We start from the raw sequence: 23,074 nt of genomic DNA, 5'->3' as shown, positions 1-23,074 counted from the left end.
TCGCGGTCGCTGCTCTGCTTGGTGCGAAGGCATTTCCGTAACCGAGTGAGACGGGCGGTCAATGAGTGCCGCCTCTTCCGGGATGCCGATGGTAGGCATCCTCGGCAATTCGCCCAGTGGGCGAATCACCCGCCTCACTTCTGGCCCGCTGAGCCACGATTCAGAGCCGTGTTGGCGACCACCTTGTCAACCTCTGCCGGGTATCGCGACTTCGTCGAACCGTGTTTGCTCGCACGTCTATCGCGACCTTTGTATCAGGGGCAACCGAAATGCGAGCGATACCGTTGATCGCCGGAACAGCCCACGGCATCCGCCGGAAAGAACAGTCCGTTCCCACATTACGCTGCCGCGTTGTAGAGAATCTCTGCCTTAATATCCTTGGCGGCGTCGCGAAGATCTTAAACCTGATGCGATTCCGAAGGCCTTTGCTACTCATGTGTCCGCGCGTGGGCGCGACGCCCTTACGGGTAATGTTTAGACCTGTTAACACAAACAAGAATTGCGTCTAGACTCGTTCAGACGTTACAAGGAGGTTTGCATCATGGCAAAAACCGCAACGCTCACGATCCAGAAATGGGGGAACAGCCTGGCTGTCCGCATTCCGGCGGCAGTCGCGCGGGCGGCGCACTTCGAGGTGGATCAGGAGGTCGAGGTCTCGGCGGACGAGATTGGCGTGACGGTGCGCCCGGTGGGGCCGCGCAAACTGACGCTCGAGGAAAAGCTGGCGAAATTCGACCCCGCGAAGCACGGTGGCGAGGCGATGGCCACGGACCGCATCGGTGCGGAGGTGTTCTGATGGCGGGAGCTTCGTGGGCGCCCGATCGTCGCGACATCATTTGGATCGACTGATCGACTGTAACCCCCGCATGGGCCGCGAGACGAAAGACGTGCATCCGTGCTGGTCTTGTCGCGCAAGGTGTTCAACGAGCGGACGGGCATTGTCATAGGACTCCCGATGACGACCGCCGAGTTTAACGACACCAACCCGTTTGCCATCAAGTTCAAAGGGCCGAAAAACGTCACAAGCTATGTGCTCGGCCATCAGCCCAAGTCGTTCGACTGGCGCGCACGGGGCGCGAAAGCGCATCCTTGGAAGCGCGCGCCCGACGAGGTGTTCGCGGCTGCATGCGAGCAGTTGAATCAGATAGACGGAGCGCTCCGATCTTCTGCGCGTCGGCCTGAAGGCTGTTGCTTGACGCCCGCAGCCACCTCGAGCCCTTGCTCCACGAATGTTTTAGTGCCTGAAGGGCGAAGTGCATCATCTTCTCGCCGGCAATTACCGTGAACAGCGCGCGTCACTGAATCTGTCGAAGGATCTTGCCAACGATCTACGCATGAGCATCGTGGCAGTGGGTACCGACGACGCACCGGTGGCACTCCAGACTGATCCACAGATGAGTAGCGGCTTCACGTCGTTGGAGCTGCCGCGCTGGAACATGTCCCAAACTGCCGCGTATCAGCTCTGACGCGCGCGCTTCATAAGGCTTTCGTATTACGCCAGAACAAGACAGTCTTGGCGTCATGCAACAGGGAAACATACTGTTATATCCGTGTTTCCACTGCGAGCCTTCATCCGACCATGTACAAAGCGATCAGAAAGAACCCGTCCGAGCCTCAAGCCGCCCCAAAGCTGCTCGAGGCGCTGCGCGACATTCCGGTATCGGCGCTCAGCGACAACATGCATCGCAACATAGGCAGTGTCGGGCTTCATCCGTATCAGCGGCCAGGCAAGACGACGATGGCGGGCACCGCGGTCACGATGCGCTCGCGCGGCGGGGACAATCTGACGTTTCTGCGCGCGCTGGACTATTGCCGTCACGGCGATGTGCTCGTGATCGATGCGGGGGGAGACCTCAACAACGCGGTCGTCGGCGGTATCTTGACGTTTTATGCGGCGAGCATCGGGGTTGCGGGTCTCGTGGTCGACGGGGCCATCCGCGACGTGGCGGAAATCCGCGATCGCAGTTTTCCGGTCTATGCGCGTGGCGTGACGCATCGTGGGCCGTACAAGGATGGTCCCGGTGAAATCAACGTACCCGTCTCGGTAGGCGGCATGGTGGTGAATCCGGGAGATATCGTCGTTGGCGACCAGGATGGGCTGCTCGCGATCCCGCCCGGCGACGCAGAGCAGGTGCTCGAGAAAGCGCTCGCCGTGCTGGAGAAGGAGGCCGAGACCATGCGGGCGATGAAGGAAGGGCGCTGGAGTCGTGCATTCGTCGATGAGCTCGAGGCACGATGCAATAACTGAGGCACTGAGACTGAGGCTGCACGCGCGAAGCGTGCAAGCGAAGCCGGCGTTGCAATCGCATACGCCGGCTTTTTGTATTTCTTCAATGAAAACGACGCCGCCGCGCTGGATTGCACGTGCGGCGCTTCACACTTCAATTCAAGTGCGGTCAATCGAACGTCATCAGCACCTTCATCGATTTCGACCGGTCGCCTGCCGTCTGAAACGCCTTGACGGATTCCTGATACGGAAACACGCCCGAGATCAGCGGCTTGACGTCGATGAGGCCCTTGTTGAGCAACTCGACGGCTACCGCGAATTCTTCGTGAAAACGGAAGGCGCCGCGCAGATCGAACTCCTTCGCCACGACCGTATTCATCGGCAACGTGATGTCGCCGCCCAGCCCGACCTGAACGACGACGCCGCGCGGTTTCAGCACGTCGAACGCGCCGCGCAGCACCGCGGCATTGCCGCTAGCCTCGAACAGCACGTCGAAGCTGCCTTTGTCGGCGGCGTAGGGTTGCAGTGCGTCTGGCGTTTCGGCGACGTTGAACGCGACGTCAGCGCCCACTTTCCTGGCGCTCTCGAGCGGCAGCGCATTCACATCGGTCACGACGATCGACGCCGCGCCCGCGCGCCGGGCGGCGGCCACGATCAGCGCGCCGATCGGACCGCAGCCCGTCACGAGCACGCGCTTGCCGAGCATCGGACCCGCGCGCCGTACCGCATGCAGCGCGACCGAAAGCGGTTCGGCCATCGCTGCTTCTGCGTCGCTCAGCGAGTCTGCGACGACATGCGCCTGTGAGCGGTCGATGACGATTTCCTGACGAAACGCACCCTGCACGTGCGGCATACGCATCGCGCTGCCGTAGTAGCGCATATCGAGGCAGTGGTTCTGTAGCCCTTGCTGACAGTACCGGCACAGTCCGCAAGGACGGCTCGGGCTGATCGCGATGCGGGTGCCGGCGGGCATATCCGTGACGCTCGAACCGGCGCGCGAGACGACTCCTGACACCTCATGGCCGAGCACCATCGGCTCGCGAATGCGGACCGTGCCGAACCCGCCATGATTGAAGTAGTGAAGGTCAGAGCCGCAGATGCCCCCCGCGCGGATCCGGATCAGCAATTGATGGGCTTCGGGTTCCGGTGTCGGAACGTCCTCGATGCGCAGATCCAGCGGCGCGTGAATGACGAGTGCATGCATGATGGTTGCCTGTAGGAGTGAAGGCGAAGACGAAGACTCGATGATCCTTCCAACGATAGCGGCGAACCGTCCCGCTGACAAAGAGCGAAGTCGTATGGGCCGATAGTTGCCGCTTATGAATGGGCGGGCGTAGACTCAGTCGAGCGCTTTGGTCATCTTTTCGATGACCTTTTTCGCGTCCGAGAACACCATCATCGTCTTGTCCATATAGAAGAGCTCGTTGTCGAGCCCCGCATAACCGGATGCCATCGACCGCTTGTTGACGATCACGGTACGCGCCTTGTACGCCTCGAGAATCGGCATGCCCGCAATCGGCGAAGACGGGTCGGTTTTCGCGGCGGGATTGACGACGTCGTTGGCGCCGAGCACGAGCACGACATCGGTCTGGCCGAATTCCGCGTTGATGTCCTCCATTTCATAGACCTGCTCGTAAGGCACTTCCGCTTCGGCCAGCAGCACGTTCATATGACCGGGCATGCGGCCGGCTACCGGGTGAATCGCGTAGCGGACGTCGATCCCTTTGTCCGTGAGCTTGTCGGTCAGTTCCTTGAGCGCGTGCTGCGCGCGAGCGACGGCAAGCCCATAGCCCGGCACGATGACGACAGATTCGGCATTGCAGAGCAAAAAGGCCGCGTCGTCGGCGGAACCGGATTTGACGGGTCGCTCCTCACGCTTTGCCGCACCGTCGGTCGACGTTTCGGCGCCGAAGCCGCCCAGCAGCACGTTGAAGAACGAGCGGTTCATCGCACGGCACATGATGTACGACAGAATCGCACCGGACGAGCCTACGAGCGAGCCGGCGATGATCAGCATCGAATTGTTCAGCGAAAAGCCGATGCCCGCTGCGGCCCAGCCGGAGTACGAGTTGAGCATCGATACGACGACGGGCATATCGGCGCCGCCGATCGGAATGATGATCAGCACGCCCAGCACGAATGCGATCGCGGTTACGACGGCGAACGGCAGCCACGCCTGCGTGGCGACGAATGCGATGCCGAATCCGATCGCCGTAACGGCTAGCGCGAGATTGAGCAGATGCTGGCACGGGTACGCGACGGGCGTACCCTGGAAGAGGCGAAAGCGGTATTTGCCGGACAGCTTGCCGAAGGCAATGACCGACCCCGAGAACGTGACCGCGCCGATGAGCGCGCCGATGGCGAGTTCGACCCGATTGCCGTGAGGCAGCGCGCCGCTCGTCTCGGCAAGGCCGAACGCGGACGGTTCGATGACCACTGCATACGCAATGCACACCGCAGCCAGACCGATCAGCGAGTGCATCGCCGCGATCAGCTCGGGCATTGTCGTCATCTCGACACGCGTGGCGATGACTGCCCCGATCGATCCGCCGACGATCAACGCCGCGGCGAGCACTGACAGCCCCACCGTCAGATCGGAGCCGAGCGTCGAAGCCTGTTTGAAGATGAGCGCGAGGGTCGTGAAGATGGCGAGCGCCATTCCCGCCATGCCGAAAGCATTGCCGAGCCGCGCGCTCTTCGGATGAGACAGCCCTTTGAGTGCCTGGATGAAGCAGACGGATGCGACGAGATACAGCAGGGTAACCATATTCATGCTCATCGTGAGGCTCCGTTGGCTTGATTCGCGGCGGCCTTGCCGCTGTCCTTCTTTCTGAACATTTCGAGCATGCGGCGCGTCACGAGAAAGCCGCCGAACACGTTGACGGCGGCGAGTGCGACGGCGATCGCGCCGAACGCCTTGCCCGCCGTGCCGACGGTCAATCCTGCCGCGAGCATCGCGCCGACGATGACGATCGCGGAAATCGCGTTGGTGACGGCCATCAGCGGTGTATGCAGCGCGGGCGTGACGTTCCACACGACGTGATAGCCCACATAGATCGCGAGGATGAAGGTGATCAGATTGGTCGTGGTGTGAGTGATGAGTTCCATCGTGTTCTCCTTATGCGGTCTATGCGGTCTTCAGCATCGATGCGTCGTGGCCAAGCAGCGTAGCGGCGACGATGTCGTCGCTGGTGTCGATCTTGGGCTGGCCATCGGAACCGAGGATCAGCTTCAGGAAATCGAATACGTTGCGCGCATAGAGCGAGGACGCTTCGGTCGCGACCATCGCGGGCAGATTCGTATGCCCGGCGATGTGCACGCCGTGCCTGACGACCATTTCATCGGCTACGGTCAGCGCGCAGTTGCCGCCGCGATGGCCGTCGATCGTCACGCCGCGGCCCGCTGCGAGATCGACGACCACGGAACCGGGTTTCATCGCACTGACCGTGTTTTCGTTGAGCAGAGTGGGCGCGGTGCGCCCGGGAATCAGTGCTGTCGTGATGACGATGTCAGCCTGTCTGGCCCGTTCGTGCACCAGTGCGCTTTGACGCGAGAGCCACGAGGCCGGCATAGGACGCGCGTAGCCGCCCACGCCCTGTGCGGCGTCGCGCTCTTCATCGGTCTCGTACGGGACGTCGACAAACTTCGCGCCGAGCGATTCGATCTGTTCCTTGACGGCAGGGCGCACGTCCGATGCTTCGACCACTGCGCCGAGGCGTTTGGCCGTCGCAATCGCCTGCAGGCCCGCGACGCCCGCGCCGAGCACGAGTACCCGTGCCGCCTTCACGGTGCCTGCTGCCGTCATCAGCATCGGAAAGAACCTCTGGTACAGCGTCGCCGCCAGCAGTACCGCCTTGTAGCCGGCGATGTTCGCTTGCGACGACAACACGTCCATGCTTTGCGCGCGCGTGGTGCGCGGGATCGATTCGAGCGCGAAGGCGCGCACGTCTCGAGCGGTAATGCGGGCGGCCTGGTCTGCATCGAAGGGATTGAGCATGCCGACGAGCAGGCTGCCCGGTTTCAGGTGCGCGAGTTCGGCATCGGTCGGCGCCTGCACTTTCAGCACGAGCCCGGCCTCCCACACCTCGGCGGTGCTGGCCAGCGTCGCGCCGGCTTGCGCATAGGCGGCGTCGGGGAAATGGGCGCGCTCGCCGGCGCCTTTTTCCAGCAGCACGGTATGGCCTCCCGCGACAAGTTTCTTGACGGTCTCGGGCGTACCGGCGACTCGCGTTTCACCGGCACGAATCTCGGCGGGAATGCCGATTCTCATCTGAGTGTTCTCCTGAATTGGACGTGGGTGATCGAACGAAATCGGGTTTCGTCGAAGGCTAAGCAAGCAGGATCGGGACACCGGGCGTGTCCCGACGTGATGTGACGGGAAGGGAAGTGGCCGGGCGTCGCAGGAGAGAAAATTCCTCCGGGCGCCCGCTGTATCAGAACTTGTGACGCAGTCCGATGGCGGCTTCGAACAGCGAGTTGAAGCCAAAGAACGGCTGGTTCGAGCCGGAGGCTGCCGCGAGCGTCGTCCATGCGCCCGTCAGGTGGTTGTAGTCCACGCCGACATAGACGTCGGTGCGCTTGCTCAGGAAATAGTCGAGCGTAGGACCGCCGGTGATGCGCGTGCCGCTTTGACCGGCGTGATGCACGAAGTCGACGTACACGGGCAGGTCGAGCACGAGCGTAGGCGTGATGTTGTACTGGACGGCCGTCGAAAACGAGTCGTTGCGATAGTCGGCCGGATAGACATGGCTGTAGATGTACGAGCCGAACACCTTGGCTGCGCCGAACTTGTACGTCGCGCCTGCCGTGAAGACTTTCTGCGAGCTGTCAGGAATCGTCACGCCGAAATACGTGCTGCCATAGGCGGTCGTCGAAGGATTCAGGCCACCGATGTTGTTGATGATCTGATAGGCCGCGCCGACGCTCAGCGGCCCGTTGTCATACGAGATGCTCACGGCAGGCGACGAATTCTGGTGGACATTGCCCGCCACTCCGCCCAACGTATAGGCGCCCTTGAGGGTAAAGCCGGCAAGGGTGGGCGACGTGTAGCGGACGGTATTGTCCAGGCGGCCGCCACCCGTCAGGCCTGCGCCCTGAAAGCCGATCGTGCCTGTGTAGTTCGCGAACGCAAAGATGTCGTGCGTCCAGCCCGTTTCATGCACGAGGGTGTACTGGCGTCCCAACGTCACCGTGCCGTACGGGCTGCTCAAACCCACCATCGCCGTGCGGCCGAACAGGCGCGCCGTGCCCGACGGCGTCGACTGCTGCGTCACGCCCGTATTCGGGGTGAAGCCGCCTTCGAGTTGGAAGATCGCCGCGAGACCGCCGCCGAGTTCTTCCTTGCCTTGCAAACCCCAGCGGCTGCCCTGAATCTCGCCGCCGCTGCCCATGGTGAAGAGATGGCCGCCAGACTTGTTCTGGTGCGTATCGAAGCGCACCGCCTCATCGATGATGCCGTAGAGCGTGACGCTCGATTGTGCCTGTGCCGAACCGGCGGACAGCAGTGCCGATACGCTTAGCACTCCTAATAATAGTTTTTTCACGGATAGATCCCCTTGCCTGTTGACGAAAAAAGAAAGCGCTAATCCGACTGCCCCGTCTTCACATGCAAGGCATGTCTTTGTACTCGGGCGACGCGCTGGCGGAGGGCGCGTCGCGTCACTCTCAGTCGAGGGCGGCAACGGCGGAGGCGATCTTCCGGCATCCCTCGTCGATGACGTCGATGTTCGTTGCGATCGACATACGGAAGAACGGCGAGACGCCGTACGCGGATCCGGCGATGAGTGCCACGCCTGCTTGTTCGAGCAGATACATGACGACGTCGGTATCGCTTTCGAGGGGCTTGCCCTGGGGCGTCGTGCGTCCGATCATCCCGCCGCAGTTGACGTAGAGGTAGAACGCACCGCCGGGCGTCCTGCAACTGATGCCGGGAATCGCGTTGAGCGCTTCGAGCGCAAAGTCGCGGCGCTGCTTGTAGATGCGCACGGATTCCTGCACGAAGCTCTGGTCGCCCGTCAGCGCGGCAAGCGCCGCGGCCTGGCTGATCGTGCAGGCGTTGCTCGTCGATTGGGATTGCAGCGTCTCGAGGGCGGAGATCAGATCCGCGGGGCCCGCCACGTATCCGATGCGCCAGCCAGTCATCGCGTAGGTCTTCGAGACGCCGTTGACCACCAGCGTGCGCGAAGCCAACCGGGGTTCGATCGCGAGCAGATGCTGCGGAGCGCCGGCGTCGAAGCGGATGTGCTCGTAGATGTCGTCCATCATCACCAGGACATGGGGATGACGCAGCAGCACGTCGGCGAGTGCGCGCAGTTCCCCGGCAGTGTAGGTCGCGCCGGTCGGATTGGTCGGAGAATTGACGATAAGCCAGCGCGTGCGCGGCGTGATCGCGCTTTCGAGCGCATCGGGCGTGAGCTTGAACCCGTGCGCTTCGGTGCAGGGCACGATGACGGGCACGCCATCGCATGCGAGCGCCATGTCCGGGTAGGAGACCCAGTACGGCGCCGGAATCAGCACTTCGTCGCCGGCTTCCACGGTGACGGCGAGCGCGTTGAAGATCGCGTGCTTCGCGCCGCACGTCACGATGATGTGCTTCGGATCGTAGGCGAGTCCGTTCTCGCGTTGCAGCTTCGCCGCGATCGCGGCACGGAGCGCGGGCGTGCCGGCCGTCTGCGTATAGCGCGTTTCACCGCGCTCCATCGCTTCGAACGCGGCCTTGCGGATATGTGCGGGCGTGTCGAAATCGGGTTCGCCGACAACGAGGTTGACGATGTGTTTCCCCTGCCGCCGCAGTTCCGCGGCGCGGTCGGCCGCCGCGCTGCTGGGTGATGGCTTGATCCGCTGGACGCGGGCGGCGATGCGCGATGCACTCACACTTGACTCCTCGACAGCATTGGCGAGGCTTCACATTAAGCGCCCGAAAAAGTTCAAGCCAAGATGACTTTCCGCTGGTCCAATAACATCCGCTTATGATGCAGCGCGGCGGGCGTGCATCGAGGAACCCTGTGAGCCGTGATCAGGCAGGCCGCAAAGGGCCTCCCGCACTGTCGTGCCACTGCGGCGTGCACCGCGGGCGACGGCGCTCCACGCTGAGAGCGTCAGGATTTTGACGATTGTCCGCCAAACGGGGCTTGCCCTATCATTGTTGCAATCCGTCAACCCGTGAGATGCAAACCGTGAATCTGCGGCGTCTGAAGTATTTCGTGAAGATCGTCGATATCGGTAGCCTCACCCAGGCCGCCGAGGTGCTGCACATCGCGCAGCCCGCGTTGAGCCAGCAACTGATCACGCTCGAAGACGAGTTCCAGCAGCAGTTGCTCGTGCGCACGAAGCGCGGCGTGACAGCCACCGAGGCCGGCGCGACGCTCTACCGTCACGCGCAGCTGATTCTGCGCCAGTACGAACAGGCGCAGGCCGATGTGAAAAGCGCCGGCCAGATCCTGTCCGGGCAGGTGTCGGTCGGGCTCGCGCCGGGCACGGGCGCGTCGGCGCTGTCGTTGCCGCTATTGCGCACCGTGCGCGCGCGGCACCCGGGCATCCTGCTCTACATCAACGAGAACTTCGGCACGACGCTCAGCGAGCTGATCATGAACGGCCGCATGGACATGGCCGTGCTGTATGGCGACAAGCCGGTGCACGGCCTGTCGTTCCAACTGCTGATGAACGAAGAGATGTTTCTCGTTGCGCCGCGCAGCATGGGCATCGTGCAGGAGAAAATCTCCGTCACCGATCTGCGCGACGTGCCGCTGCTGCTCCCCCGCCCGTACAACTACCTGCGCAAATACGTCGACGAGGGCTTTGCCAGCGTGCAGATGATGCCGAACGTGGTCGCCGAGATCGAGTCGGCATCGACCCTGTCGGCGGGCGTCGGCGCGGGAATCGGTGCGACCATCCTGCCCGAATCCACGGCGCGCGTCGTCGCGGCGGCCGGCGGCATCGTGCAGTCGCGCATCGTATCGCCTGTCATCAAGATCCCGCTCTCGGTGTGCCTGTCGGACCATCTGCCGCTGTCCGAGCCGGCTGCCGCCGTCAAGGACATCCTGCTGGAGCTGGCTGGCGACCTCGCGCTCGGCGTGTGCGCCGGACCCCGCGCCGATACATAAGCGCACCTTATCGCGACAAAGCCAAACCGTCTTGGCGCAATCTTTCGGCGCCGGATACATTGAGTCCCAAACCGGCTACGGACTCAACGATGGATCTTCAGAAGATAAAAGCGCTGATCGACCTGCTGACGGAATCGCCGCTGGCGAGGCTCGAGGTGACCGAGGGGGAAGAGCGGGTCAAGCTTGTCAAGGCGAAGCGTCGCGGCGGGCATGCAAACGTTGGCGCGGTTGAGCCGCTGCCTGCCGCTGGGCGGAGCCAGGATCGGCCGTCAGGCGCGACGGAGCATGCCGGCGATGCAGGCGCTGCGCGATGCCAAGCGCAAAGCGCCATGGCTGACGCGCCGCAGGTCGTCTGTACGCCGATGTTCGGCATCGTTCATCTGACGCCGTCGCCGGGCGCGGCACCGTTCGTGCAGGTCGGCGATGTCGTCGAGGAAGGACAGGTGCTCTGCACGATCGAAGCGATGAAGACGTTCAACGCGATCGAGTGCGACTGCCGCGGCACGGTGCGCGAGGTGCTCGTCGCGCCCGGCAGCGAAGTGGAATCGGGGCAACCGCTTTTTCGCATCGGCTGATCGACCATGTTCAAGAAGGTACTGATTGCCAATCGCGGCGAAATCGCGCTTCGCGTCCAGCGCGCGTGTCGTGAGCTGGAGCTCGAGACGGTCGCGATCTATTCCGAGCCGGATGCCGATGCACGCTATGTCCGCCTTGCCGACGAAGCGCTCTGCATCGGTCCCGCGACGCCTGCCCAGAGCTATCTGAACCCTGCGGCGATTCTGCTGGCAGGGCACGTGAGCGGTGCGCAGGCAATCCATCCCGGTTATGGTTTCCTCTCCGAGAACGCAGACTTCGCGGCTGCGGTCGAAGCAGCGGGTATGACCTTCATCGGTCCGGCGCCGCAGTCGATCCGCACCATGGGAGACAAGGTTGCCGCCAAGCGCGCGATGCGTGAAGCGGGCGTACCCTGCGTGCCTGGGCCGGACGGCGGCCTGCCGGACGATCCTGACGCAATCATGCGGATCGCCGGGGAAATCGGCTTTCCTGTGATCGTGAAGGCGGCCGGCGGCGGTGGCGGGCGTGGCATGCGGGTCGTGCATGCGCCCGAGCAACTGCTGGAGGCCGTGACCGTGACGCGCGAAGAAGCGCGTCGTGCGTTCGGCAAGCCGGAGCTTTACGTCGAGAAGTTCCTCGAGCACCCGCGCCATGTCGAGATTCAGGTGCTATGCGATACGCTTGGCAATGCGCTATGGCTCGGATCGCGCGATTGCTCGCTGCAACGGCGACATCAGAAGGTCCTGGAGGAAGCGCCCGCGCCGGGCATCGATCCTGAACTGATCCGCCATGTCGGCGAGCGTTGCGCGCAAGCGTGTCGGCAGATCGGTTATCGCGGCGCGGGCACCTTCGAGTTCCTGTTCGAAGACGGCCGGTTCTACTTTATCGAAATGAATACACGGCTGCAGGTCGAACACCCGGTGACGGAGATGACCACGGGCATCGACATCGTGCGCGAGCAGATTCGCATCGCCCAAGGACATGCGTTGAGCGTGAGCCAGAGCGAGATCCGCACGCAAGGGCATGCGCTCGAATGCCGGATCAATGCGGAGGACCCGTTCTCGTTCGTGCCGTGCCCCGGCCGCGTCGACGCGTGGGAATTGCCGGGCGGCAACGGCGTCCGGGTGGATTCGCACATGAGTAGCGGGTCTGTCGTGCCGCCGTATTACGACTCGCTGATCGCTAAGGTCATCACGCATGGCGACACACGTGACGAAGCGTTGGCGCGCATGCGCGTCGCGCTGTCGGAGCTGCGTGTCGAAGGCATCCGTACCAATGTCCCGCTACATCGGGCCCTGCTTGGCGACGAGGGATTTCAGGCGGGCGGAGTGGACATACATCATCTGGAGCGCTGGCTCGCGCAAAGGAAGCAGGCATGACGCTGACCATCGAGCACGCATCGATGAATGACGCAGCCCTATCTGGCGGACGTCGGCCGGACGAGAGGGGAATCGTAGCTGCGATGAGACGTGACGAACCGGAGCAGCAGTTGATCGTCAGCATGCTGGGGACGACGGCCATGCTGTTCGAGGCGCCAGGCGCGCTCGATTTGCATACGCAGCGCCGCATCTGGTCGCTCGCCGGCGAGATCGGGTCGTGGCCCGGTGTGCGCGAGGCCGTGCCGGGCGTGACCAATCTGATGCTTACGTTCGTGCGGCCGCCCGCCGATCCCGATGCGCTTGCCGACGCGCTGTGCGCCGCGTGGGAGAACGCCGGCGAGCTGCATATCGAGGGCAAGGTGGTCGAGTTGCCGGTTGTCTACGGCGGCGAGTTCGGGCCGCATCTGCAGGATGTCGTCGATCATACGGGACTTTCCGTCGACGATGTCGTGCATCTGCATTGCATGCCGCTCTATACCGTTTACGCGCTCGGCTCTCACCCTGGCTACTGTTATCTCGGCGGAATGGATCCGCGTATCGCGACGCCGCGCCGCAAGGTGCCGGTGCTGGGGCTGCCCGGCGGTGCAGTCTCGATCGGCGGCGTGCAGACGGGCGTCTCGGCGTCGACCGGGCCGAGCGGCTGGAACACGATCGGCCATACGTCGATGGTCTTTTTCGATCCGTCGCGCGAAAATCCCGCGACGCTGGCGCCCGGCGACATGATCCGCTTTTGCGTGGAAAGGGTGATCCGATGATCGAAATACTGTCTTCGTCCGCGTTGGCCACCGTGCAGGACCAGGGGCGCGAAGGCTGCCTGCGCTACGGCGTCGGCACGGCGGGCGCGATGGATCGCCTCGCACTCGCGATCGGCAATCTGCTGCTCGGCAACCCCGACGACGCGGCTGGCATCGAAATTCCGATGTTTCCGTTTCGCATCCGCTTTCTCGACGACCTCGATTTTGCGATCACGGGGGCCGACTGTTCTGCACGCCTTGGCGACAAACCCGTGCTGCCGTGGTGGACGCGGCATGCGAAAACGGGGGATGTGCTGACGATCGGCGTGCCTGCCAATGGGACGCGCTGCTATCTGTCTCTGGCGGGCGGCGTGGACGTTCCCGTCGTGCTCGGCTCGCGCAGTACGCAATTGCGCGGCCAGTTCGGCGGTTTCGAGGGCCGTCAGCTGCAAAAGGGCGACGTGCTCAAGGCTATCGGTTTCGCGCGTGAGCGCGGACGCGATTCCGCCTCGCGTGGCGCGAGTTTCGGCGCCGTACCGCCCGAGTATGTGCTGCCGGCGCCCGCGTCCATGCCTTCAGCCGAGGTGGGAGAGACGGTCGTGCGTGTGCTGCCGGCAGCGGAATACGAGGATTACCGGCCGCAAGCGATCGAAGCGTTCTGGGGCGAAGGATGGAAAGTCACGCCGCAGAGCGACCGTTACGGTTACCGGCTTGCGGGCCCCGTGCTGGAGCCGGCTCACCACATCGAAAAGCGCTCGCATGGCATCGTGCCTGGCGTGATTCAGGTGCCGCACAACGGCCAGCCCATCATCCAGTTGCGTGACGCACAACCGTCGGGCGGTTATCCCAAGATCGGCACGGTGATCGAAGCAGACCTCTGGCGGCTCGCGCAGGCGCGTATCGGAACGAAGATCCACTTTTCTCAGACCACCTATCCGGAAGCAGTCGCCGCGCTCGAAGAGCTCGATCGTTACCTGACACGGGTGCGTCATCTCGTTGGCCTCGTGCGTCCATACGCAATCAGACCCTGAACATGACACAAAAAATCGAGGTTGATCTCGAAGAGATTCGGCAAATCACATCGTGGCTGGCGGCTGGCGATATCGGGTCCATCGAGGTGAGCAGGCCGGGGGTAACGATACGTTTGAAGATCGACGATCGACGTTACCACGAGCACGGTGTGTCTTCGCAGCCGTCGGGGGCCGCGTCGGTTGCCGGAACGGGCGGCGTGCAGCATGTTGCGCGCGCGCAGGCCGTCGGCGTGACCGCAAGCACGGCGGGCGTTTTTCTCGCGTCGCATCCATCACGTGCGACGCCGTTCGTTGAGCCCGGTGCGCGTGTCGCGCAAGACGATGTGATGGGTCTGCTGCAGATTGCACATCTGTGCGTGCCCGTGGTTGCACCTGTTGCAGGCGTGACGACGCAACCGTTCGTCGCGCATGGCGAAACCGTGGGCTACGGCACACGGTTGTTCGAGATTTCACCGACGGCCTAAACACACCGCAATCGAGTGATGGCATCGGACATCAGGACGGAGAGTCGACAATGGAAATAGATCTCAACGCTGACCTCGGAGAAGGCTTCGGACCGTACAAGATGGGCGAAGACGAGGCGATGCTCGATGTCGTCTCGTCCGCGAACATCGCGTGCGGCTTTCATGCGGGAGACCCGGTCATCATGGACCGGACCGTGCGCTCAGCGCTCGCGCGCCAGATCGACGTCGGCGCGCATGTGGGTTTTCCCGACCTGCTGGGCTTCGGAAGACGGCCGATTCAGGCCGATCCGTTGGAGCTGGCGAAGTACGTGTTGTATCAGATGGGTGCGCTGGCCGGCATTGCGAAGGCTGCGGGGCACCGGGTCACGCATATGAGCTTTCATGGCGCGCTCGGCAATATGGCGGCAGCGTCGTACGAACTGGCCGAGCCGTTGGTGCGGGCCGTCGCGGAGTTCGACCGCGATCTGATCATCAGCGTGTCGACGAATACGGAGATCGAGCGTGCAGCCGATCGCATCGGGATGCGCACGGCAAACACGTTTCTTGCCGACCGAGCGTACGACGATCAAGGCGCGCTCGTGTCGCGCAAGCTCGAAGGTGCCGTCATCCAGGACCGTGCGGCGGTCATGGCGCGCGTCGAGGCACTGCTCGAAGACGGCATGATCACGACCATCACGGGCAACAAGCTCAAGGTGAAAGTGCAGTCGATCCTGCTGCATGGCGACACGCCCGGCGCAGTCGAACTTGCTCGCTCGGTGCGTCACGCCATCGAATCGGCGGGCGGCCGTGTCGTGCCCGTATCGAGGCTCGCCGGATGACATGCGCATGAGACGGACGCCGACTGGACGGTCATAAGCGAGCCTTATCGGCACAAAGCCAATTCGTCTTTGTCCCGTGTTTTTACGACGTATACATTTTCAACCGATGCCTTGCCGCTCTCGGCTAGGCGATACACAGAACGTGAGACGGAGGTCAAACATGCCGTTTTCGGACTACAAGACAGCGCTCGTAACGGGCGCTTCCACGGGTATGGGCGCGGCCATCGTCGAACGCTTCCGCACGGAAGGGCTCGAAGTGCATGCGCTCGCGCGCAGCGCGGATCGTCTGAATGAACTGGCGGAGCGTACCGGCTGTATTGCGCATGCAATTGACGTCAGCGATCTTGCGGCCGTCACGAAGCTCGCGCAGGAAGTCCCGTTCGACATCGTCGTCAACAATGCCGGCGTGTCGCGCAAGGGTTCGATTCTGGACGCGGGCGTCGAGGACGTCGACGTGCAGGTGGAAGTGAATCTGCAGGCCGTGCTGCATATCGTGCGGCTGACGATGCCGGGCATGGTCGCGCGCGATCGCGGCCATATCGTCAACATCAGCTCGATTGCCGCGATCTACAACTTCAACGGCAATTCGATCTATCACGCGACCAAGGCTGCGATTCATGCGCTATCGCGTCAACTGCGCGTCGATGCGACGGGCAAGCGTGTGCGCGTGACGGAAATCTGTCCGGGGCGTGTGGCCACCGATATCTTCGGCCACGTGCACGGCGACATCGAAGCGGCCCGCAAACAGTTCATCGAAGGTTTCGAGCTGCCGACGCCGAGTGATATCGCGGACGCCATCGCGTTCGCGATCGCCGCGCCGCTCGCGGTGAACATCAGCAACATCGAGATTCTGCCGACTCTGCAGGTGCCGGGCGGGCTCACGACGATCAAGCGCGAACCGCCCGATCAGGTCCGCTAAACGCTGCATCGGGCTGATGCGCGTGGATACGCGCGGATACGGGCCGCATTCGATCAAAACAGAGAAGGAGAGCTTCATGCGTTTACCGGTACTCGTGACCCGTGCATCGTTTCCCGATGTCATCGATCGATTGCGCGCGGAATTCGACGTGACCGACAATCCGGACGACGCGATCTGGACGCAACCGGAACTGATCGCGCGCCTGCAAGGCAAGGTCGGCGCGATGACGGCGGGCAGCGACCGCATCGACGCGACGCTGCTGGATGCATGCCCGCAACTCCGAGCCGTGTGCAACATCGGCGTCGGCTACAACAACGTCGACGTGCAAGCCTGTACGGCGCGTGGCGTGATCGTGACCAATACGCCGGATGTTCTGACCGAAACGACCGCCGACTTCGGCTTCGCGCTGATGATGGCCACCGCGCGGCGTATCGCCGAATCGGAGCATTACCTGCGTGGCGGCTTGTGGACGAAGACGGGGCGCTACGACATGTTCGTCGGCGGCGACATCCATGGCACGACGCTCGGCATTCTCGGCATGGGCCGCATCGGGCAGGCGATTGCGCGTCGCGGTGCATTCGGCTTCGGCATGCGGGTGATCTATCACAATCGCTCGCAGTTGCCTGCCAACGTGGAGGAGAGTTGTCGTGCGCGGTACGTCGAGAAGGAAACGCTGTTGCGCGAATCCGATCATCTGATCGTCGTCGTACCTTATTCGGCGAGTTCGCACCATGCGATCGGTGCGGTGGAGCTGAAGCAGATGAAGTCGTCGGCGACGCTCACCAACATTGCGCGTGGCGGCGTGGTGGATGACGCGGCACTGGCCGTGGCGCTCGCGGAAGGCAGTATCGCGGCGGCAGGGCTGGATGTGTTCGAAGGCGAACCGGTCGTGCATCCCGCGCTGCTCGCGCAGAAGAACCTGGTGTTGACGCCGCACATCGGTAGCGCGTCGGTTGCCACGCGGCGGGCGATGGCTTCGCTCACTGTCGACAATCTGATTGCAGCGCTGGGCCATGGTTCGTCGGCAGGCAAGCCGCCGACACCCGTGAATCCGGAGGTATTGGCAAGTGCCCTTCAAGAGCGGTGATGCCGCACGCGCATGACGTAATGCAAGACGATGAGTGATGCGGCGCCCGCAGAGGCGCCCACCGCAAATATTGCGTGAGACCGGAGTCAGGCGCTCGAGTCCGCTCCCGTCAAACAAGGAGACATATCTCATGCCCGACTTCGCTCGAGCCATGGCTGCCGGCCCGTTCGGTCCATCATTCCCGAAACTTATCGCACCAGAGGAAAGGCATCTGCAAGGGCCTTTTTTCGCGAGCTAGTATCGATTCAGCCCTGCATCGATTGATCGCGTCATGTGTCCAGCGCGACGCGATCATGTGGGACCGGGTTTCGCCTGGACCTGAATTTTAGGGACGTGCAACATGAAATTTCATTTTGACCTCGCAACCGTGCTGCGAGGCGATTATGGCGCGTTGTTCCTCCACGGCATCGAGCTCACGCTCGCGATGGCTGCGCTGGCATGGGTGTTTTCGATGATCGTCGGCATTCTTCTGACGCTGATCCGCATGACCCATTTTCGTCCCGCAACCGCATTCGTGGCGAGCTTCGTTGCCTATCACCGCAACGTCCCGATGCTCGTGCAGATCCTGTTCTGGTACTTCGGCATATCGAACATCCTGCCTCAAGAGGTGCAGGGCATGCTGAACAACTATAACGGCCAGTTCATCTTCGCAGTGATCGCGATCGGCCTATGCAGTGCAGCATATTTGTCGGAAGACATTCGCAGCGGTCTGCGCGCGATCCCTTACGGCCAGTTCGAAGCATCGCGTGCGCTAGGCTTGAACTTCCTGAGCGCGATGCGTTTCGTGGTGCTGCCGCAAGCGCTGCGCAACGCTATTCCGCCGATGATCAATCACACCGTGCTGCTCTTCAAGAACACCAGCCTCGCGATGGCGATCGGCGCGGCAGAACTCACGTACGTCACGCGGCAGGTGGAGAATGAGACGTTCCTGTCATTCGAATCGTATTTCATCGCCACGGTGCTCTATCTGGGCATTTCGCTGCTCATCATGCTCTGCGGCGCACGGATCGCGGCGCACTATCGCATCCCGGGAGCCAGGTGATCATGTTCGACATCCTGCGCGACAACTGGATGCTGCTGCTGATCGGGCAGTATCCGCACGGCCCGCTGGGCGGCATCGTGCTGACCATTCTGCTTTCGCTGTCGGCACTCGCGATCGCTTTTCCGCTCGGCATTCTGGTGGCGCTGGCACGCATCAGCCCGTTCGCCGTGTTGCGCGCACCTGCCACGGGACTCGTCTACATGGTGCGTGGCGTGCCGCTTCTGATGGTGATCTTCTGGGTGTACTTCCTCGCTCCCGTGCTGACCGGCTATCCCGTGACCGGCTTCGTCACGATGCTGTGCGCGCTGGTGGTCTACGACTCGGCGTATCTGGGCGAGATCATCCGTGCAGGCATCGAAGGGCTGCCGCGCGGGCAGACGGAAGCATCGCGTGCGCTCGGCATGAGCTACCTGAAGACGATGCGCGCTGTCATCCTGCCGCAGGCTCTGTACAACGTCGTGCCGAGCATGGTCACGCAGTTCGTGTCGACGATCAAGGAAACGTCGCTCGGCTACATCATCAACGTGCAGGAAATCTCGTTCGCTGCCGATCAGATCAACAACCGCCTGTTGACTAAGCCGTTCCCCGTCTACCTGATTCTTGCGCTGAGCTATTTCGCACTGTGCTACGCATTGACGCAGTTCGCGCAGTTCCTGGAGCGACGTGTGACTCGCAAGCGGGCCGGTACGCCCGTCGCAGCGGCGAAGGCGGATGCCGTCGCGCTGACGGACCCGGTGCCTACCAAGAACTAGTTTCCTGGGCGCTCATTCCATTCAAGGTAATTAGAATGATCAAATTCTCTGGCGTCGACAAATGGTACGGCGAGTATCACGCGCTCGTGGACGTGAATGCCGAGGTTCGCAAGGGCGAGGTGGTCGTCGTATGCGGGCCGTCGGGCTCCGGCAAGTCGACGCTGATCCGTACCGTCAACCGGCTCGAAGAAATCAACCGCGGTCAAATCTATTTCGACGGACAGGATATACACGACAAGAGGCTCGGTCTCAATGCTTATCGCAGCCGTATCGGCTTCGTGTTCCAGCAGTTCAACCTGTTCCCGCATCTGTCGGTGCTTGAGAACATCACGTTGTCTCCGATGCGCGTGAATGGACTCAAGCGTGCCGATGCGCAAAGCAAGGCGACGGAGCTCCTGTCGCGCGTGGGTCTGTCGAGCAAAGCGAATGCCTACCCCGCACAGTTGTCGGGCGGGCAGCAGCAGCGCGTCGCGATCGCGCGTGCGTTGGCGATGGACCCGCCCGCGATGCTGTTCGACGAACCCACCAGCGCACTCGATCCCGAAATGGTGGGCGAAGTTCTGAACGTCATGAAAAGTCTTGCTCAGGAAGGCATGACGATGATGTGCGTCACGCACGAGATGGGTTTTGCACGTGAAGTCGCCGATCGCGTGTGGTTCATGGACGCCGGCCAGATACTCGAAACGGCGCCGCCGGGCGAGTTCTTCTCGCGTCCGAAGCATGCACGGGCGCAGAGATTCCTGTCGGATCTACGCACGCATTGACGAGTGGCAGGCAATGAGGTTCTGCGGGGCGGGGTTGGCATGGCCCAATTGCCCGATAGTTGGCAGTTGATCGTAGTACATGAACTCGAGGAGATTCGAAATGAAGGTGAAGAAGATTTACGCCGGGATATCGATCGCATTGGGCGCGCTTGCCTGGATCGCGCCCGCATGTGCCGACCAGCTCGCAGACGTCAAGGGCCGAGGTGAGCTGACCTGCGGCGTCTATTCGAATGTCGAGCCGTTCTCGTATCCGAACTCGCAGTCGCGGCAACTCGAAGGCATGGATGTCGACCTGTGCAACGCGGTGGCGAAACAGATCGGCGTCGAGGCGAAGCTCGAACCGCTGGCCGTCGAAGCGCGCATTCCGCAGTTGAAGCTGGGACGGGTCGATATCGTCGTCGCGAATCTGGCTTACACGAAGACTCGATCGACGCAGATCGATTTCAGCGATTCCTACTATTCGACCAAGGAAGTGCTGGTCGTGAAGAAGGCCGACGCGAACAAGAAACTGGCCGATTTCGCTGGCCAGAAGATCAGTGCGGCGGACGGGTCGACGTCGGCGCAATCAATTCCGATCTCGATCAAGGGCGGTCAGGCGGTCACGTTTCACGACACGAGCTCCGCGTTTCTCGCACTGGAGCAGAACAAGGTGAAGGGCTTCGTCACGAATCAGATGACGGCCACGAAGATCGTAAAGCAGGTGGAAGGCACGGACGGCGCCGTGGCGATCGCTGCGGAGCCGATGCTGATCGAGCCGATCGCCGTCGGCCTACGGCAAAATGAGCCGGCGATGCTGGCGGCCGTCAACAAGGCGCTCAACGAGCTGGAGCAAAGCGGCAAGATGAGCGGTATCTTCGACAAGTGGCTCGGGCCCAAGACGCCGTATGGTCTCATGCGCACGGAAAAGGTGACGCCGATCAATCAGCTCAAGTTCACGCCGCTGTCCTGACTGGAACACTAGCATTGCCGGCGCGAGATGCCTGGCGCGCCGGTATGATGGATCGGAGCACAGCGAGACCGGAACGACGGTCTGGAGTGAAAGGAGTCGAATTGAAAAGCAATCTGGAGATGTTCGATCTCGCAGGCCGGCGTGCGCTCGTCACCGGATCGAGTACGGGAATCGGCTTCGCTCTCGCGAAGGGGCTGGCAGGCGCGGGCGCCGAGGTCGTGCTGAACGCCCGCAACGAAGCACGCCTGGCCGACGCCGTCGCGCGCTTGCGCGCCGAAGGCGCAACGGTCCATGCGGCAAGCTTCGACGTGACGTCGCCGAACGACGTCGAGGCTGCCGTTGCGCGCGTCGAGCGGGATATCGGGGCGATCGACATCCTCGTCAACAATGCCGGCATGCAGCGCCGGGCGCCGCTCGAACAGTTCTTGCACCAGCAGTGGGAAGAACTGATGAAGACCAACGTCGAAAGCGTATTCCTGGTGGGACAGGCCGTTGCGCGGTACATGATCGAGCGCAAGCGCGGCAAGATCGTCAACATCTGTTCGGTGCAGAGCGAACTGGGCCGTCCGAGCATTGCGGCTTATACCGCAAGTAAAGGTGCGGTGAAGATGCTGACCAAGGGCATGGCGATCGACTGGGGCCAGTACGGCATCCAAGTCAACGGGCTCGGCCCCGGCTACTTCAAGACCGAGCTGACGGATGCGCTCGTGAAGAACGAGGCGTTCAGCAACTGGCTGATCGGTCGTACGCCTTCGCGACGCTGGGGCGATGTGGAGGATCTCGTCGGCGCCGCGGTGTTTCTGTCAAGCGACGCATCGAACTTCGTCAATGGCCATATTCTCTACGTCGACGGCGGTGTGACGGCAACCCTTTAGCGCCGCCTCTTGCGAGGCGATCCGGTTGGCCGAGGCGATGGGAGCCGCCCGCCGTACTCAGACGTTTTGCAGCGCCAGCGCGCCGGGATTGCCGACGATGGAGAGAAACTCCCGGCGCGTCGATGGATCGGTCCGGAACGAGCCGGGCATGCCCGAGGTCACCATGGCCACAGCGGGCTTGTGCACGCGGCGGGTGGTGATGCATTGATGCGCGGCCTCGAGGGTAACGCCGACGCCCCGCGGCTGCAGAACGTCGTTGCGCGTATCGGCGATCTGTACCGTCATCTTTTCCTGAATCTGCAGGCGTTTGGCGAAGGCATCAACGAGCCTTGCGAGCTTCGAGATGCCGACGACGCGATGTTCCGGCAGATAGGCCACGTTCGTGATCATTGCTAGCGGAATTTGCGAATCTCAACAGCATGCACCTCTCGTGTTGGAGGCAACGCCTGCTCGGCGTCCGAAGCTGCGATCCAAGCTGCGAGCAGCAATGTTGTTGGTCATCGGATTAAATTCTACTTCTGATCACGCTTACTGGACGGGTGGATTACCAATCCATCGCTTCGTCGTTTTCAAGTTTTAGTGGCCCAGAACCGCGGCCAGCGCAAGCTCGTCGGCGATTTTTTTCAGCCTCTTGTCCCGCGTCCAAATCGTCACGCCAGGCTGTAGCTTCGCGGAGGCGAGCAGCGACGCATCGACGTAGCCGATCCCCCGACTAAACAGCTGCTGTTGCTCGATCAGATAGAAGACTTCGTCAGGCGTGGCGACGGGCACTCGCGGCAGATCGTTCAAAGCTCGAAGCACGGTAGAGCGGTCGCGCAAACTGCCTAGCGAAATTTCGCCGATTACATACGGATGGATCCGGACACGGTCATGGAGCAGAAGGTCGACCATAATCGGCTCTGAATGATCGATGTGATCGATCCACACAGATGTGTCGACAAGGATCATTCGAGTTCCTGCCGGCGGCGAGGCGCAGCAGTGATGCCCGGTTGACTGCCGCCCAAGGCAGCGAGCCTGCGCGCGGCTTCGCGCTCGATAAGCGCTTTTAACGCTTCGCGCACAAGAGCGGACTTCTCGCTCAACCCGGTGTAGTCCTGGGCCCGAGCGATTAAATCATCGTCCAAAGCGATTGTGGTTCGCATAACAACCTCCGTGGTGAGGCACGATTATAGCATCGATTGATGTCCAAAGTCGTGCAATATGAGAGGAGGCGGACGAGCGGCCATCGTAATTGACCAGACAGCCCTCTGGATACGGATTTGGGTATCGACACCATCTTCCCGCAAGGTTACCTGCCGTGGGTGTTCGGCTCGAACACACAAAGTGCAAGCTCGGTCCAGTGGCTCATCAACCAGACGCATGCCGACGGTAGCATC

General features: G+C 62.3%; 27 protein-coding genes. 18 read left to right on the top strand and 9 right to left on the bottom strand.

Annotated elements, in window-relative coordinates; translation table 11 throughout:
• The first annotated feature begins 541 nt into the window (after positions 1–541).
• From ACO1XS_RS23195 to ACO1XS_RS23180, 4 genes are all read left to right on the top strand, one after another.
• Complete coding sequence (locus tag ACO1XS_RS23195; protein ID WP_486391796.1) at positions 542–796, top strand: AbrB/MazE/SpoVT family DNA-binding domain-containing protein; 255 nt, start codon at positions 542–544, stop codon at positions 794–796.
• A gap of 99 nt (positions 797–895) precedes the next feature.
• Positions 896–1,285: a type II toxin-antitoxin system PemK/MazF family toxin gene (locus tag ACO1XS_RS23190; RefSeq protein WP_486391795.1), complete on the top strand. Its 390-nt coding sequence runs from the start codon at positions 896–898 to the stop codon at positions 1,283–1,285.
• On the top strand, positions 1,254–1,466 hold the full coding sequence (locus ACO1XS_RS23185; protein ID WP_486391794.1) for a TniB family NTP-binding protein: 213 nt from the start codon (positions 1,254–1,256) through the stop codon (positions 1,464–1,466). Before ACO1XS_RS23190 ends, ACO1XS_RS23185 begins: the two co-directional genes overlap by 32 nt.
• Positions 1,467–1,579: 113 nt before the next feature.
• The gene (locus ACO1XS_RS23180) at positions 1,580–2,248 is read left to right on the top strand and encodes an RraA family protein (protein ID WP_486391793.1); all 669 of its coding nucleotides are present in this window, start codon (positions 1,580–1,582) and stop codon (positions 2,246–2,248) included.
• Positions 2,249–2,396: 148 nt separating this feature from the next.
• Here the strand turns inward: ACO1XS_RS23180 and ACO1XS_RS23175 are convergent, their stop codons facing one another.
• From ACO1XS_RS23175 to ACO1XS_RS23150, 6 genes are all read right to left on the bottom strand, one after another.
• A complete protein-coding gene (locus tag ACO1XS_RS23175; protein ID WP_440562618.1) occupies positions 2,397–3,431 on the bottom strand; it encodes an L-idonate 5-dehydrogenase in 1,035 nt (344 codons plus the stop codon).
• Positions 3,432–3,566: 135 nt separating this feature from the next.
• Positions 3,567–5,006, bottom strand: a complete 1,440-nt coding sequence (locus tag ACO1XS_RS23170; protein WP_486391792.1) for an NAD(P)(+) transhydrogenase (Re/Si-specific) subunit beta — start codon at positions 5,004–5,006, stop codon at positions 3,567–3,569.
• Positions 5,003–5,335, bottom strand: coding sequence for an NAD(P) transhydrogenase subunit alpha part 2 (locus ACO1XS_RS23165; protein ID WP_486391791.1), 333 nt, complete (start codon positions 5,333–5,335; stop codon positions 5,003–5,005). Before ACO1XS_RS23165 ends, ACO1XS_RS23170 begins: the two co-directional genes overlap by 4 nt.
• Before the next feature lie 19 nt (positions 5,336–5,354).
• Positions 5,355–6,497, bottom strand: coding sequence for a Re/Si-specific NAD(P)(+) transhydrogenase subunit alpha (locus ACO1XS_RS23160; RefSeq protein WP_486391790.1), 1,143 nt, complete (start codon positions 6,495–6,497; stop codon positions 5,355–5,357).
• 163 nt (positions 6,498–6,660) lie between these two features.
• On the bottom strand, positions 6,661–7,770 hold the full coding sequence (locus ACO1XS_RS23155) for a porin (protein ID WP_486391789.1): 1,110 nt from the start codon (positions 7,768–7,770) through the stop codon (positions 6,661–6,663).
• Positions 7,771–7,891: 121 nt separating this feature from the next.
• Positions 7,892–9,100, bottom strand: coding sequence for an aspartate transaminase (locus tag ACO1XS_RS23150; protein ID WP_486391788.1), 1,209 nt, complete (start codon positions 9,098–9,100; stop codon positions 7,892–7,894).
• A gap of 302 nt (positions 9,101–9,402) precedes the next feature.
• On the opposite strand from ACO1XS_RS23150, the gene nac reads away from it, so the two are divergent.
• The 14 genes from nac (at position 9,403) to ACO1XS_RS23080 (ending at position 21,698) form a co-directional block, all read left to right on the top strand.
• Complete coding sequence (nac, locus tag ACO1XS_RS23145; RefSeq protein ID WP_486391798.1) at positions 9,403–10,329, top strand: nitrogen assimilation transcriptional regulator NAC; 927 nt, start codon at positions 9,403–9,405, stop codon at positions 10,327–10,329.
• 89 nt (positions 10,330–10,418) lie between these two features.
• A complete protein-coding gene (gene accB, locus ACO1XS_RS23140; protein ID WP_486391787.1) occupies positions 10,419–10,904 on the top strand; it encodes an acetyl-CoA carboxylase biotin carboxyl carrier protein in 486 nt (161 codons plus the stop codon).
• 6 nt (positions 10,905–10,910) lie between these two features.
• On the top strand, positions 10,911–12,263 hold the full coding sequence (gene accC, locus ACO1XS_RS23135; protein ID WP_486391786.1) for an acetyl-CoA carboxylase biotin carboxylase subunit: 1,353 nt from the start codon (positions 10,911–10,913) through the stop codon (positions 12,261–12,263).
• 83 nt (positions 12,264–12,346) lie between these two features.
• Positions 12,347–13,018 carry a 5-oxoprolinase subunit PxpB gene (pxpB, locus tag ACO1XS_RS23130; protein WP_486391785.1) on the top strand — a complete coding sequence of 224 codons (672 nt, stop codon included), beginning with the start codon at positions 12,347–12,349 and terminating at the stop codon, positions 13,016–13,018.
• Positions 13,015–14,028, top strand: a complete 1,014-nt coding sequence (locus tag ACO1XS_RS23125) for a 5-oxoprolinase subunit C family protein (protein ID WP_486391784.1) — start codon at positions 13,015–13,017, stop codon at positions 14,026–14,028. The genes pxpB and ACO1XS_RS23125 overlap by 4 nt, the downstream gene beginning before the upstream one ends.
• Before the next feature lie 2 nt (positions 14,029–14,030).
• A complete protein-coding gene (locus ACO1XS_RS23120; RefSeq protein ID WP_486391783.1) occupies positions 14,031–14,492 on the top strand; it encodes a biotin/lipoyl-containing protein in 462 nt (153 codons plus the stop codon).
• Between the two features lie 50 nt (positions 14,493–14,542).
• Entirely contained in the window at positions 14,543–15,310 is a 768-nt protein-coding gene (locus ACO1XS_RS23115) for a LamB/YcsF family protein (RefSeq protein ID WP_486391782.1), read from the top strand.
• 160 nt (positions 15,311–15,470) lie between these two features.
• The gene (locus ACO1XS_RS23110; RefSeq protein WP_486391781.1) at positions 15,471–16,229 is read left to right on the top strand and encodes an SDR family oxidoreductase; all 759 of its coding nucleotides are present in this window, start codon (positions 15,471–15,473) and stop codon (positions 16,227–16,229) included.
• 76 nt (positions 16,230–16,305) lie between these two features.
• A complete protein-coding gene (locus ACO1XS_RS23105; protein WP_486391780.1) occupies positions 16,306–17,316 on the top strand; it encodes a 2-hydroxyacid dehydrogenase in 1,011 nt (336 codons plus the stop codon).
• Positions 17,317–17,656: 340 nt separating this feature from the next.
• Positions 17,657–18,358: an amino acid ABC transporter permease gene (locus ACO1XS_RS23100; RefSeq protein ID WP_486391779.1), complete on the top strand. Its 702-nt coding sequence runs from the start codon at positions 17,657–17,659 to the stop codon at positions 18,356–18,358.
• Between the two features lie 2 nt (positions 18,359–18,360).
• Positions 18,361–19,110, top strand: coding sequence for an amino acid ABC transporter permease (locus tag ACO1XS_RS23095; RefSeq protein WP_486391778.1), 750 nt, complete (start codon positions 18,361–18,363; stop codon positions 19,108–19,110).
• A 35-nt stretch (positions 19,111–19,145) separates the two neighbouring features.
• Positions 19,146–19,874, top strand: coding sequence for an amino acid ABC transporter ATP-binding protein (locus ACO1XS_RS23090; protein ID WP_486391777.1), 729 nt, complete (start codon positions 19,146–19,148; stop codon positions 19,872–19,874).
• 100 nt (positions 19,875–19,974) lie between these two features.
• Positions 19,975–20,823 (top strand): transporter substrate-binding domain-containing protein, encoded by an 849-nt coding sequence (locus tag ACO1XS_RS23085; protein WP_486391776.1) that lies wholly within the window; start codon positions 19,975–19,977, stop codon positions 20,821–20,823.
• A gap of 119 nt (positions 20,824–20,942) precedes the next feature.
• A complete protein-coding gene (locus ACO1XS_RS23080) occupies positions 20,943–21,698 on the top strand; it encodes a glucose 1-dehydrogenase (protein ID WP_486391797.1) in 756 nt (251 codons plus the stop codon).
• A 57-nt stretch (positions 21,699–21,755) separates the two neighbouring features.
• Here ACO1XS_RS23080 and folE read toward each other — a convergent pair whose 3' ends face one another.
• The 3 genes from folE to ACO1XS_RS23065 all read right to left on the bottom strand — a co-directional run bounded on the left by folE (position 21,756) and on the right by ACO1XS_RS23065 (position 22,840).
• On the bottom strand, positions 21,756–22,088 hold the full coding sequence (folE, locus tag ACO1XS_RS23075) for a GTP cyclohydrolase I (RefSeq protein WP_486391775.1): 333 nt from the start codon (positions 22,086–22,088) through the stop codon (positions 21,756–21,758).
• A 186-nt stretch (positions 22,089–22,274) separates the two neighbouring features.
• Positions 22,275–22,646, bottom strand: coding sequence for a type II toxin-antitoxin system VapC family toxin (locus ACO1XS_RS23070; RefSeq protein WP_486391774.1), 372 nt, complete (start codon positions 22,644–22,646; stop codon positions 22,275–22,277).
• Entirely contained in the window at positions 22,643–22,840 is a 198-nt protein-coding gene (locus ACO1XS_RS23065; RefSeq protein WP_486391773.1) for a type II toxin-antitoxin system VapB family antitoxin, read from the bottom strand. Before ACO1XS_RS23065 ends, ACO1XS_RS23070 begins: the two co-directional genes overlap by 4 nt.
• Positions 22,841–23,074 lie beyond the last annotated feature (234 nt).

The sequence above is a fragment of the Trinickia sp. genome (genome assembly GCF_057351765.1).
The sequence above is the reverse complement of the archived record's forward strand: the minus strand, read 5'-3'. Positions and strand labels throughout refer to the sequence as shown.

Bases quoted from the DNA above. Each gene is read 5' to 3' on its own strand.
- ACO1XS_RS23085 (WP_486391776.1), top strand. From the start codon at position 19,975: ATGAAGGTGAAGAAGATTTACGCCGGGATATCGATCGCATTGGGCGCG.
- ACO1XS_RS23095 (WP_486391778.1), top strand. From the start codon at position 18,361: ATGTTCGACATCCTGCGCGACAACTGGATGCTGCTGCTGATCGGGCAG.
- ACO1XS_RS23100 (WP_486391779.1), top strand. From the start codon at position 17,657: ATGAAATTTCATTTTGACCTCGCAACCGTGCTGCGAGGCGATTATGGC.
- ACO1XS_RS23090 (WP_486391777.1), top strand. From the start codon at position 19,146: ATGATCAAATTCTCTGGCGTCGACAAATGGTACGGCGAGTATCACGCG.
- ACO1XS_RS23105 (WP_486391780.1), top strand. From the start codon at position 16,306: ATGCGTTTACCGGTACTCGTGACCCGTGCATCGTTTCCCGATGTCATC.
- accB (WP_486391787.1), top strand. From the start codon at position 10,419: ATGGATCTTCAGAAGATAAAAGCGCTGATCGACCTGCTGACGGAATCG.
- accC (WP_486391786.1), top strand. From the start codon at position 10,911: ATGTTCAAGAAGGTACTGATTGCCAATCGCGGCGAAATCGCGCTTCGC.
- ACO1XS_RS23125 (WP_486391784.1), top strand. From the start codon at position 13,015: ATGATCGAAATACTGTCTTCGTCCGCGTTGGCCACCGTGCAGGACCAG.
- ACO1XS_RS23180 (WP_486391793.1), top strand. From the start codon at position 1,580: ATGTACAAAGCGATCAGAAAGAACCCGTCCGAGCCTCAAGCCGCCCCA.
- ACO1XS_RS23170 (WP_486391792.1), bottom strand. From the start codon at position 5,006: ATGAGCATGAATATGGTTACCCTGCTGTATCTCGTCGCATCCGTCTGC.
- ACO1XS_RS23160 (WP_486391790.1), bottom strand. From the start codon at position 6,497: ATGAGAATCGGCATTCCCGCCGAGATTCGTGCCGGTGAAACGCGAGTC.
- ACO1XS_RS23110 (WP_486391781.1), top strand. From the start codon at position 15,471: ATGCCGTTTTCGGACTACAAGACAGCGCTCGTAACGGGCGCTTCCACG.
- folE (WP_486391775.1), bottom strand. From the start codon at position 22,088: ATGATCACGAACGTGGCCTATCTGCCGGAACATCGCGTCGTCGGCATC.
- ACO1XS_RS23065 (WP_486391773.1), bottom strand. From the start codon at position 22,840: ATGCGAACCACAATCGCTTTGGACGATGATTTAATCGCTCGGGCCCAG.
- ACO1XS_RS23115 (WP_486391782.1), top strand. From the start codon at position 14,543: ATGGAAATAGATCTCAACGCTGACCTCGGAGAAGGCTTCGGACCGTAC.
- ACO1XS_RS23165 (WP_486391791.1), bottom strand. From the start codon at position 5,335: ATGGAACTCATCACTCACACCACGACCAATCTGATCACCTTCATCCTC.
- ACO1XS_RS23175 (WP_440562618.1), bottom strand. From the start codon at position 3,431: ATGCATGCACTCGTCATTCACGCGCCGCTGGATCTGCGCATCGAGGAC.
- ACO1XS_RS23080 (WP_486391797.1), top strand. From the start codon at position 20,943: ATGTTCGATCTCGCAGGCCGGCGTGCGCTCGTCACCGGATCGAGTACG.
- ACO1XS_RS23070 (WP_486391774.1), bottom strand. From the start codon at position 22,646: ATGATCCTTGTCGACACATCTGTGTGGATCGATCACATCGATCATTCA.
- ACO1XS_RS23120 (WP_486391783.1), top strand. From the start codon at position 14,031: ATGACACAAAAAATCGAGGTTGATCTCGAAGAGATTCGGCAAATCACA.
- pxpB (WP_486391785.1), top strand. From the start codon at position 12,347: ATGAGACGTGACGAACCGGAGCAGCAGTTGATCGTCAGCATGCTGGGG.
- ACO1XS_RS23195 (WP_486391796.1), top strand. From the start codon at position 542: ATGGCAAAAACCGCAACGCTCACGATCCAGAAATGGGGGAACAGCCTG.